The organism is Pseudomonas sp. G34, from assembly GCF_031119625.1.
Classification (GTDB): domain Bacteria; phylum Pseudomonadota; class Gammaproteobacteria; order Pseudomonadales; family Pseudomonadaceae; genus Aquipseudomonas.
This window is the reverse complement of the sequence record NZ_JAVHZV010000009.1, coordinates 447,058-458,036: the sequence shown is the minus strand read 5'-3', so window position 1 is coordinate 458,036 and position 10,979 is coordinate 447,058. Positions and strand designations below refer to the sequence as shown.

At 62.8% G+C, this 10,979-nt stretch carries 9 protein-coding genes and 4 tRNA genes; 2 read left to right on the top strand and 11 right to left on the bottom strand.

Annotated features, from left to right (window positions below; genetic code table 11):
* Positions 1–27: 27 nt before the first annotated feature.
* From QYS36_RS07595 to QYS36_RS07575, 5 genes are all read right to left on the bottom strand, one after another.
* On the bottom strand, positions 28–1,014 hold the full coding sequence (locus QYS36_RS07595; protein ID WP_308838891.1) for a TauD/TfdA family dioxygenase: 987 nt from the start codon (positions 1,012–1,014) through the stop codon (positions 28–30).
* A gap of 188 nt (positions 1,015–1,202) precedes the next feature.
* Positions 1,203–2,141: an ABC transporter substrate-binding protein gene (locus tag QYS36_RS07590; protein WP_308838890.1), complete on the bottom strand. Its 939-nt coding sequence runs from the start codon at positions 2,139–2,141 to the stop codon at positions 1,203–1,205.
* A 28-nt stretch (positions 2,142–2,169) separates the two neighbouring features.
* Positions 2,170–3,213 (bottom strand): iron ABC transporter permease, encoded by a 1,044-nt coding sequence (locus QYS36_RS07585; protein ID WP_308838889.1) that lies wholly within the window; start codon positions 3,211–3,213, stop codon positions 2,170–2,172.
* Positions 3,210–4,193 (bottom strand): iron ABC transporter permease, encoded by a 984-nt coding sequence (locus QYS36_RS07580; protein WP_308838888.1) that lies wholly within the window; start codon positions 4,191–4,193, stop codon positions 3,210–3,212. Before QYS36_RS07580 ends, QYS36_RS07585 begins: the two co-directional genes overlap by 4 nt.
* Positions 4,190–4,984, bottom strand: a complete 795-nt coding sequence (locus QYS36_RS07575; RefSeq protein WP_308838887.1) for an ABC transporter ATP-binding protein — start codon at positions 4,982–4,984, stop codon at positions 4,190–4,192. Before QYS36_RS07575 ends, QYS36_RS07580 begins: the two co-directional genes overlap by 4 nt.
* Before the next feature lie 414 nt (positions 4,985–5,398).
* Here QYS36_RS07575 and QYS36_RS07570 point away from each other — a divergent pair, with 414 nt between their 5' ends.
* The gene (locus QYS36_RS07570; protein ID WP_308838953.1) at positions 5,399–7,528 is read left to right on the top strand and encodes a TonB-dependent siderophore receptor; all 2,130 of its coding nucleotides are present in this window, start codon (positions 5,399–5,401) and stop codon (positions 7,526–7,528) included.
* 225 nt (positions 7,529–7,753) lie between these two features.
* Here QYS36_RS07570 and QYS36_RS07565 read toward each other — a convergent pair.
* From QYS36_RS07565 to QYS36_RS07550, 4 genes are all read right to left on the bottom strand, one after another.
* Positions 7,754–7,829: transfer RNA gene (locus QYS36_RS07565), tRNA-Gly, on the bottom strand.
* A gap of 13 nt (positions 7,830–7,842) precedes the next feature.
* A tRNA-Glu gene (locus tag QYS36_RS07560) sits at positions 7,843–7,918 on the bottom strand.
* A gap of 46 nt (positions 7,919–7,964) precedes the next feature.
* Positions 7,965–8,040: transfer RNA gene (locus QYS36_RS07555), tRNA-Gly, on the bottom strand.
* Between the two features lie 29 nt (positions 8,041–8,069).
* A tRNA-Glu gene (locus QYS36_RS07550) sits at positions 8,070–8,145 on the bottom strand.
* A 610-nt stretch (positions 8,146–8,755) separates the two neighbouring features.
* On the opposite strand from QYS36_RS07550, the gene QYS36_RS07545 reads away from it, so the two are divergent.
* Positions 8,756–9,526: a hypothetical protein gene (locus tag QYS36_RS07545; RefSeq protein ID WP_308838886.1), complete on the top strand. Its 771-nt coding sequence runs from the start codon at positions 8,756–8,758 to the stop codon at positions 9,524–9,526.
* A 31-nt stretch (positions 9,527–9,557) separates the two neighbouring features.
* On the opposite strand, the gene QYS36_RS07540 is transcribed toward QYS36_RS07545, so the two are convergent.
* Positions 9,558–10,040 (bottom strand): GAF domain-containing protein, encoded by a 483-nt coding sequence (locus QYS36_RS07540; RefSeq protein WP_308838885.1) that lies wholly within the window; start codon positions 10,038–10,040, stop codon positions 9,558–9,560.
* The gene (locus QYS36_RS07535) at positions 10,037–10,927 is read right to left on the bottom strand and encodes an ATP-binding protein (RefSeq protein WP_308838884.1); all 891 of its coding nucleotides are present in this window, start codon (positions 10,925–10,927) and stop codon (positions 10,037–10,039) included. The genes QYS36_RS07540 and QYS36_RS07535 overlap by 4 nt, the downstream gene beginning before the upstream one ends.
* Positions 10,928–10,979: the final 52 nt, after the last annotated feature.

Sequence of the window (10,979 nt, the reverse complement as noted above, 5' to 3'; positions counted from 1 at the left end):
TTCGCGGCGGCATAGAGAGTGAGGGCGTCAGCCCAATGGCGCAGGCTCGGCCATGGCCACCACCACCTTGCGCGGCCCCTGGAAGGTGGAGCGCCCATGGGCGACCAGCATGTTGTCGAGCATCAGCGCATCGCCCGCCTGCCAGGGGAAGCTGATCTGGGTGCGTTGCAGCACGTCGCGCACATGCTCCAGCGCCTCCAACTCGATGGGCGAGCCGTCACCGTAGAAGACGTTACGCGGCACACCCTCCTCGCCAACGATGGACACCAGGGTTTCGCGCAGTGCGGCAGGCAGGTTGGAGATGTGGAACAGGTGCGCCTGGTTGAACCAGACCCACTCCCCGGTGACCGGGTGCTGCGCCACGGCCTGGCAGACCTGGCGCGTGCGCAGCTCGCCGTCGTCCTTCCACTCGAAGTCGATGTGGCTGAGCCGACAGAAGCGCTCGACCTCGTTGCGGTCTTCGGTGCTGAACGCCTGTTGCCAGGTGAGATCCAGACCATTGCCGTAGTTGCGCACATACATCAGGCGCTTGCCGGCGAAACGCTGGCGGATGACGGGATCGATGCGCTGGTAGACCAGGCGGCTGTCGGCGATGGGGGTTTCGCCGCCGACCGGCGCGGCCTGGATGCAGTGAAACCAGATCTTCATCGGCCAATTCAACGAGTAGGACTGCTCGTTGTGCAGCGGAATGACCTGGTGAGCGGGGTATTCGGTGGAGGTGTAGACGCGGCTGTTGAGCTTGGTGCGCGGCGTGGAGGCGTAGTCGTAGGTCAGCAGTTCGTGACCGAAGCTGCGAGCGAAATCCTCGAAGTCGTTGGTGTCGCGGAAGGCGAAATCGCGAAACAGGATGCCTCCGGTGGTCTGCAGGTCGCTGTCGACTGCGCGCCTGATCAGCTCTGCATGATCGCGCCAGGAGTCGCCTGGCACAGGAGCACGCAACACGAAGGGCAGCGGTCCCTCGACACCCGCATGAACCGGTGACTGGTCTGCACGGCTGAGCGAATCGGTAAGCATCTGGATTCCTTGGCGCTACTGATAAGGCGCACCAAATTATCGCAAAACGCACTCACTATCAAACAAGAATTAATATTATTTAAGCATAAGCCGTTATGTGCTTGTTGCAGCAGCGCAGGCCGCGAATCAACTGGCCTGGAGCCATTAACTGGCCATTATTCAGCCTGCTCGCAAAGGCCGGCTACGGGTCATTTTCCCTGCAGGTTGTATTCACGCTCGCCGATATGCGACAGCAGCAGGTAGGCCGAGCCGATCATGCCCTGCATGGTGTCGGCGAAGCGGCTACGGTTGAAGTACAGGAACTGATGGTTCTTCACCGCGAACAGGTTCTGCCACTGCGGCGAACGGCGGAAGGCCTCGGTGCTGGCCTCGGAGCCGAGCATTTCCTCATAGGTGTCGATGATGAAATCACTGTCGAAGTCGCCAATGCGCTCCAGGCTGTACGGCACGTTCTGCCGCGCCTCCTTGTAGGCCGCCACGCGCCCGAGGCCGAAGTCGGCGATCACATCATCCATGCCGGACCGGCCGATCAGCTGAAAACCGTCCGGATAGACCTCCAGGGTGGTGACCGTTATGCGCCCCGGCTCCTTCACCCGCTTGGCGAATTCGCCGACGATCCATTGGTATTCCTTGAGCATCTCCTCATAGCGCTGCTGCTTGCCTACCAGTTCGGCCAGTTCCTTGGCGTAGGTCTTGATGTCAGCCTCGCGCGCCGGTAGCAGCACCACCGGGGCAATGCTGCTGAGGCGCTCCTTTAGGTCCTGGTGATAGGACAGCCCGACGATCAGGTCCGGCTTGAGCGCCGCGATGGCCTCGAGATCGGGCGCCTGGTGCGAACCGACATAGCGAATGCCGGAGACATCGAAGCGTTGCTGAGCACCACGGAACAAGGCATCGGAAAACAGCTTCTTGCGCCCGGTGGACCCGCACGGGGTTATGCCCAGCTCGAGCAATTGGGTGGTCAGACTGAGGTCATGCAGGGATACCACGCAACGCGGTGCAACCGGCACTTCGACACGCCCGAAACGGTTCTCGAACACCCGAGTGTCGGCCGCCACAGCCTGCATCGAACTCAGGCCAAGCAGTACCCAGGCCATCAGGGAAAGAGCTTTTAACTTCACCATCATCTTCGTCATGTCCTTCAATGACGACGCGTCAACGGTTGCGTTGCCGCGCCAGCAAAACCAACAGATAAGGCGCACCGATAATCGCCACCACCAGACCGGCCGGCAGTTGCAACGGTGGCAGCAAGGCGCGCCCCAGGGTGTCACCGAGCAGAACCAGTACGGCGCCGAACAGGGCCGACAGCGGCAACAACGCGCCATGCCGGTCACCGCACAACTGCCGCGCCAGATGCGGCGCGACCAGACCAACGAAGGTCATCACGCCGATATTGGCCACCGTTGCCGCGGTCAGGGTGACGCTGCACAGCAACAGCAAGAGCATGATCAGCGGCGTATTCAGGCCGCGGCTGAGCGCCACGCCCTCGCCCAATTGCAGGAGATTGAGCTGGCGGTGACAGAACAACAGCGGCAGGCCCGCCACCAGCAGCCAGATAAGCAGGCTCTGCACCTGCGGCCAATCACTGCGATGCAGACTGCCGCCAAGCCACATCAGCGCCGACTCGACCCGATCGATATTGCCGTAGGTGATCAGCAGATCGGCAACGGCGCCGAGCATGGCCGTCAGCCCCACGCCGACCAGAATCAGACGCAGCGGGGCAATGCCACCGCGCCAGGAGAGCGCGACGATGAACAGCGCCACCGCCAGGCCACCGAGCAGCGCCGCCAGGGGATACAGCGGCAGCGGCAAGGCCTGCGGCCAGAGCACCAGGATCAGCAGCATGGTGACGCTGGCGCCCGCCTCCACCCCGACCAATCCCGGCGCCGCCAGTGGGTTGCGCGTCAGTGACTGCATCAGCACACCCGCCAGGGCCATCGCCGCACCGCCGAGAATCGCCAGCAGGATGCGCGGCAGGCGCAACTCCCAGAGCACGTTGGCCTGTGCCGCAGTCGCCTCGGCGGAGAACAGGCTCTGCCAGAGCTGGGCCATGCTGGTGGAGTAGCTACCAACGCTCGCCGCGTACAGTGTCAGCCCCGTCAGCAACAAGAGCAGCACTGACGCCGCCAACACATCGATGGGTCGGCCGACCCAGGGCAAGCCGGGGCAACGCCTTGGCGTGGTCAGCCAGCGACTCACTTGAGCTTCCTCAGCACCAGGGCGACGAATACCGGGCCACCGATCAGCGCGGTGACGATGCCGGTATTGAGTTCATACGGGCTCACCAGGGTGCGCGCCACGACATCGGCCAGCACCAGCAGCAAGCCGCCCAGCAGCGGCGTGGCCAGCAGCAACTGGCGCAGGTCGTGGCCAACCAGCAGCCGCGCCGCATGGGGTACCACCAACCCGACGAACCCGATGGGCCCGGCCAGCGCCACCGCGCAACCGGACAGCAGCACCACGGCGACCAGGCTGAGCAGACGCATGCGCAGCAGATTGACGCCCATGCTCGAGGCCACCTGCGCGCCCAGCCGATAGGCATTCAATGCCCGCACATTGACCAGGCACAAGAGCATGCCGCCAGCGACATAAGGCCACAGCCAGGTCGGCAGGTTGGCCCCACTGATCCCCAGCGAGCCGGTCAGCCAACGGCGCAGGCTGTCCAGCCCCTGCTGATCGAGCAGCAGCAGGATCGCGGTGATGGCGCCGAACAGCGCAGCCATCATCGCCCCGGAAAGCGTCAGGCGCACCGGGTTGGGCGTGCGACCGGCCAGCAGCATGACGCCGATGGCGGCCACCAGAGCACCACTGAAGGCGAACAGCGGGATCATGCTCATATCATTGCCGGGCAGCACCAGCAAGCCGATGACCACAAACAAGGCCGCGCCGCTGTTGATGCCGAGAATGCCCGGGTCGGCCAGCGGGTTGTCACCCACTGCCTGCATCACCGTGCCGGCCAGCCCCAGGCAGGCGCCCACCACCATCGCCACCCACAGGCGTGGCAGGCGCGAGCCGCGGATCACGCTGTGATCCGCATTACTCGGGTCATAGGCCAGCAGCGCCTGCCAGACATCGTTCCAGGGGATCGACTTGGCCCCCACCGCCAGGTGCAGCGTCGACGCCAGGCCGACGCCGACCAGGATCGATAACCAGATCGGCCAGCGCCACCCACCCGTCACAGCGCTACCTGGCTGTCGAGTGCGCGGATGCGGGCAGGCGATGCCGGCACGCACAAGGGATCACCGGAATGCGGATCGATGAGAATGTGCGCATCCAGATCGAACACCGCCTTGAGATTGGCCGGGGTGAATACCTCGGCCGGCGTGCCTTGGGCGTGAACCTTGCCCTGGCGCAACATCACCAGTTGGTCGGCGTAGCGCGCGGCCTGATTGAGGTCATGCAGCACCGCCACGACAGTACGCCCCTGGTCACGCAACTCGGCGAGCAGTTCGAGCAAGGCGATCTGATGAGCGATGTCGAGAAAGGTGGTGGGCTCGTCGAGCAGGATGACCGGGGTCTCCTGCGCCAGGGTCATGGCAATCCAGCAGCGCTGCAACTGCCCCCCGGACAGGCTGGTCAGGGTGCGATCCAGCAGCATACCGACATCAGCCAGTGCCACGGCGCGGTCGACCGCCTGCTGATCGGCGTCACTCCACTGCTGCCACCAGCTTTGCCAGGGGTAGCGCCCCTGCATGACCAGTTCGCGCACGGTGATCCCGGCAGGCGAAGCGGTGCGTTGCGGCAGCAGCGCGATCTGCCTGGCCAGATCACGGCGCGAGAGCTGAACGTGGGGCTTGCCCTGCAGCAGTACGTCGCCGCTGGCTGGCCGCAGCATGCGCGCCAGCACGTTGAGCAAGGTGGTCTTGCCGCAGCCATTGGCACCTATCAATGCAGTAAAGCAGCCCTCGGGAATCGTCAGGCTGATGTCATCCAGCACCTTCAATCCGTCGAATTGAAGCTGAAGTCCCATCGCTTTCAACATGTACACACTCGAATTCGAACCACAGCGCCAGCGCCGCCTTGCTCAGGGGCCAGCGCGGTTTGTCGGGCATGCGGATTCACCGCGAATCTCGTCCAGCTCAGGGTGGACACTGCCTATCAGGCAGCGCCCAGGCCTTGAACATTTATACGTAGCTTGCAGTAATAGCTTAGTGGTGACAATAAATTGTGCGCTAGTACAAATATTTCTCATTTAGATGTAGAGTTCACGCGCTACTGCTGACTGCCACGGCGCACCGGCGCGAAGGATCACAGAACGTCCTCCGCCTTGCGCACACATACCAGAAGACCAAAGGATTCCTTCGTCATGTGCCAGGTTTCGCACCTAAGCCCCGAACGTTTCGCCCGACGCCCAGCCTTCAGCCTTACCGCGCTAGCACTGGCCATGGCCAGCCTGGGCTCAGGCAACCTGCATGCCGCCGAGACCACCCAGGCACCCACGGCTGCAGCCGTGGAGATCGACGCCATCAACGTGACCGGGCAAAGCGTCGAACAACCCACCGAGCATGTGGTCGGCTACGTAGCCAAGCGCAACATGAGTGCCACCAAGACCAGCACACCGATCACCGAGACGCCACAGTCGCTGTCGGTGGTGACCAGCGATGAGATCCGCGATCGCCAGTCGGAAACGATGGCCCAGGCGCTGAGCTACACGCCAGGTTTCACCAGCAGCTCGACCAATTTCAACCGCACTGCGGACCGCTTCCGCATCCGCGGCTTCGAGGTCGAATCCGGCACCGGCGGCTCGCTGCGGGACGGCCTGCGCCTGCAGAACAACTCCTACGACGGCATTCAGGAACCCTACGGCCTGGAGCGCGTCGAGGTCATTCGCGGCGCGGCCTCGGTGCTCTACGGCCAGCTCTCACCTGGCGGCATGGTCAATGGCGTCAGCAAGCGCCCGACCGAAACGCCCTTCCATGAGCTGAACCTGCAAGTCGGCTCCTACGATCGCAAGCAGCTCTCGGCCGACTTCAGCGGCCCACTGGCCGGCAGCGATACCCTGAGCTATCGCCTGACGATACTCAGTCGCGACAGTGACACCCAGCAGGATCATCTCAATGACGACAAGTTCTATATCGCCCCGGCGCTGACCTGGCGCCCCAATGAAGACACCTCGCTGACCCTGTTGTCCTTCTACCAGAAGACCGATACCCGCTTCCCCGCCACCCTGCCCTATCAGTTGGTCAAGGGTGTGGGTGACGGCGCCTTCAAGATCGGCCGCCACGACTTTGTCGGCGAGCCGGACTACGACGACATGAATGGAGAGATGTCGACGCTGGGCTACGAGTTTCAACACCACTTCAACGAAAATTTCACGCTCAACAATAAGCTGCGTTATTACGAATCCGATGTGAAGTGGAATTACCTGCAAGTACAGACATCGGCAACCGCTATCCGCAATGCCGCCAATACCGGCATTCTCGCCCGGCAATACAGTGATCGCCGTGAACGCGCGCGAACCTGGGCCAGCGATACCAATATCGAGTCGAAGTGGCAGCTTGGTAGTGTCGAGCACACCGTGCTGGTCGGCTTCGATGGTTACGACACCTCCTACGACTCGCACAACTTCCGCGCTGCAGCCCCCAGCCTGGACTTGAGTCGCTACGACTATGGGCAACCGGTAGTAGTAAACAAGGATCGCAGCCGGGATCGCGGCTCGCAGCTCGATATGCTGCAAAAAGGTGTCTACTTCCAGGATCAGATCAAGTTCGGCGACAAGTGGACCCTGCTGCTGGGTGGTCGCCACGACTGGGCCGATCAGCAGCAGACCGCGCATCGCAATGGCGCCAAAGCCAGCCAGGATGACGAAGCCACTACCTACCGCGCGGGCCTGGTCTACCAGGCGGACAACGGACTGGCACCCTACATCAGCTACAGCGAGTCGTTCTTCCCGGTTTCCGTTGCGCAAGTCACCGGCCAGACCTTCACCCCCACCGAAGGTAAACAGTACGAAGCAGGCGTGCGCTATCAGCCCAAGGACAGCAATATGCTGCTCAGCGCAGCAGTCTACGAGCTGACCCAGACCAACGTGCTCAAGCAGGATCCAGGCACCGAGGAGTTCCGCCAGACCGGCGAGGTACGCTCCCGCGGCCTGGAGCTGGAAGCCAAGGCGGATGTCACCCCAGCACTCAGCGTGATCGCCACCTACGCCTATACCGATGCCCGCACCACCAAGAGCGCGATTGCCGATGAAGTGGGTCAGCGCACCGATGACACGCCCTACCACCAGGCCGCCCTGTGGACCAGCTACGACTTCGTCGACTGGGGCATGCCGCAACTGACCCTAGGCGCCGGCGCTCGCTACATGGGCACCACGCAGGCCTCGGGTATGGATTCGGCCATGCCAGCCTATACCCTGTTCGACGCCATGGCGCGCTACCAGATCGACGACAACTGGGCCGTGACCGTCAACGCCAGCAACCTGACCGACAAGCGCTACGCGCAGTGCAGTTTCTCCACCTGTCACTACGGTGACGAGCGCACCCTGCTGACCTCGGTGAACTTCAACTGGTGATCTGCCATACCGCGCGCCGAGCAAGCTCCTTGCCACGGCGCGTGGTCTTCCTGGCGTATAGACCAAACACAGCGGACGTGGCAGAGCGTCGTGGAAGGCGATAAAACGCAAAACCGCCAATCACCCTGGCCACGTAATGACTGGCGTGATTGGCGGCTGGCAGTTTTTCAGCGCCGAAACGCAGATACGAAAACGCCGCTCGATTGAGCGGCGTTTTCGTTTATTTGGAGCGGGAAACGAGACTCGAACTCGCGACCCCGACCTTGGCAAGGTCGTGCTCTACCAACTGAGCTATTCCCGCATTTACAACGAATTGGCGTCCCCTAGGGGACTCGAACCCCTGTTACCGCCGTGAAAGGGCGGTGTCCTAGGCCACTAGACGAAGGGGACCTGGAACTTCTTACCGCGATTCAGCTGCCAGGCTGAATCCAGAATCTGGAGCGGGAAACGAGACTCGAACTCGCGACCCCGACCTTGGCAAGGTCGTGCTCTACCAACTGAGCTATTCCCGCAATCTTTACTGCCCCACTTCTTTTGGAAGTGGCGTCCCCTAGGGGACTCGAACCCCTGTTACCGCCGTGAAAGGGCGGTGTCCTAGGCCACTAGACGAAGGGGACGTTGCCCGGAATTTCCGGCTTCCCCGCTGTGCTTTTCAGCATTACCGTGGAAGTGGCGCGCATTCTATGGAGCCTTTCAACACTCGTCAACCTCTCATATAAAATTTTTTAAAATCAACGACTTCACCCGGATTCCGGGATCTCGTGCGCAGTGCCAACCAATATCGCCTGCTTTAATGCAACAGGCCGACGGCGCGACCCTCGCCTAGGGTCTGTTGCCGTTTCAACGCGAGCCGCGTTGCCGCGAGAAATCTCGCCAGGCCGGGCGGCGATCCGCTAGGCGGAGGACGTAGGGAATGGACTAGCCGTCCGCGTTTTCCCTTGCCAAGTCCTCCAACAACGCATGGCGAGATTTCTCGCGCAACCCGCAGGGCCGGGCCCGTTTTGTCGCGATGCGGCGTTTCTCGCCGGCTCATTTAGCCCACTAAACTTCGCGGCTCGTGCCTTGCCTCGCGGCAAAACTGGCTCCGGCGCGGCCGTGCGTGAAACGGCAACAGACCCTAATGCGCGCAATGATGGCAGAACGCGAGTAAACTGATCGGCATTGACTGGCAGCCCCCACCTTGCGGGTCGCTGCACCCTGCACAACGGCCTTCAAGAGGTTAAGACGATGTCCTCGCTCGTGATCACCATGGCGATAATCGGCGGTATCACGCTGTTGGTGCTGCTGGCTTATCTGAATCAGCTGGCTGAAAACAACAAGCGCAAGAAGTCGCGCCTGAAAGCTGACCTGGCCGAACGCTATCGGCGTATCGCCGATCTCAACGAGCAGTTCGCCGGCCAGTTCATGAGCCCCGAACTCAAGTTGTTGCTGTGCCGGCTGCAGCTGCAGTTCGCCGAGCGCATCCTGGAAGTGGACAAGCAGGACAGCGTCTACCTGACCATGGCCGCGGAACTGCGCAAGCTGATCGCCCTGGGCCAGGACATCCCGGTACGCAACGCCCCCTTCCACGTGACCGATGACGCCAAGGCCACCCAGGTTCGCGCCCAGCTGGAGGCGCTGCATGGCCAGGTCGGCAAGTTGGCGCAGAGCGGCATGCTGCCCGTGGACGAAGCCAAGGGCTGGGCCAAGGAAATTCGCCACATGCTGGTGCAGCTGTATGTAGACCTGTACAGCAACCAGGCCAAGCAGGCGCTGCAGCAGCAGCAAACCGGCCACGCGCGGCTGGCCCTGGAGCGTGGCGTGCAGTTCCTGCAAAAGCAGGCCGACACTGCCCGTTACCAAGCGACCCTGGCGCAGTTCCAGAAGCAGCTCGAGCGCGTCAATGCCATGCTGGTCAGCGCCCAGGCGCCCACTGATGACGCCAACAGCGAGCTCAACGAAGGGCTCAAGTCGATGGAAGACGACGGCGACTGGAAGAAGAAGGCCCTCTACGACTGAGAGGCCCGCGCCGCTCGGGCTTCAGCCTTTATCAGCAATCACTGGCGCGCAGCAGCACCTCAGCCAGTGCTTCGATACCGCGCTGATCCGCCTCACTGAAGCGCCCTACCCGCGGGCTGTCCAGATCCAGCACGCCGATCAGTCGGCCTTCCTTGAGCAACGGCACCACCAGCTCACTGTTGGAGGCGCTGTCACAGGCAATATGCCCGGCAAAGGCATGCACATCCTCCACCCGCTGGGTTTGCCGCGATGCCGCCGCAGCGCCGCACACACCACGGCCAAAGGCGATGCGCACGCAGGCCACCTTGCCCTGGAACGGGCCGAGCACCAGCTCGTCATCCTTCACCAGATAGAAGCCGGCCCAGTTCAAGCCCTCCAACTCGTGATAGACGAAGGCGCTGAACTGCGCGGCATTGGCGATGAAGTCCCGCTCGCCAGACAGCAGGGCCTCCAGCTGGGCGGTCAACAGGGGGTAACCGTCCAGGCCGGCAGCGGTTTGACTCAAATCGATCATCGGGATGTCTCCAGTAACTGCAGCCCGACCCATTGGCGGGCGAACTGATAGGCGCAGCGGCCATTGCGATTACCGCGCCCGGTAGCCCAGCGCACGGCGAGTTTTTCCAGCTCCTCGCTCCACTGCCACTGCAGGCCGGCCTGCTCGGCCTGAACCTCGATCCAGTGGCGCACCACGTCCAGGTAATGCTCCTGGGTGAAGGGATAGAAGGAAAGCCACAGGCCGAAGCGATCCGACAGGGCGATCTTGTCCTCGACGGCTTCGTTCGGGTGCAGCTCGCCGTCGACCATCCTGGTGTTGGCGTTATCGCTCTCGCGTTCCGGCACCAGATGCCGGCGGTTGGAGGTGGCATACAGCAGCACGTTTTCCGGGGAACGCTCCAGCGAGCCGTCGAGCACGCTCTTGAGCACCCGGTAATCGCCCTCGCCGGCTTCGAACGACAGGTCGTCGCAGAACAGGATGAAGCGCTGCGGCAGCGCCATCAGTTGCTCCACCACCCGCGGCAAGTCGGCCAGGTGATCGCGCTCGATCTCGATCAGCCGGAGCCCGGCGCCGGCATGCTCGGCCAGCAGGGCGCGAACCAGCGACGATTTGCCGGTGCCGCGCGCGCCCCACAGCAGCGCATGGTTGGCCGGCATGCCCTGCACGAACTGCCGGGTGTTGCGCGCCAGCTGCTCACGCTGGGTATCGACGCCAATCAGGTCGGCCAGGCTCATGTCCAGGCTCACCTTGAGCGCCTGCAGGTAGCCCGAGCGGCCCTCGCGCTGCCAGCGTGCGGCCAGGGTGTGGCGCCACTCCAGCGGCTCGCGGATGGCCGGCAACAGCGGCTCGAGGCGAGTCAGCACACGCTCGGCGTGCGCCAGGAAATCGGTAAAACGGGAATCCACTAGCAGCTCCTCGAATATTCAGTCTGTACGGCAGGTGTGCCGAAAAACAGGC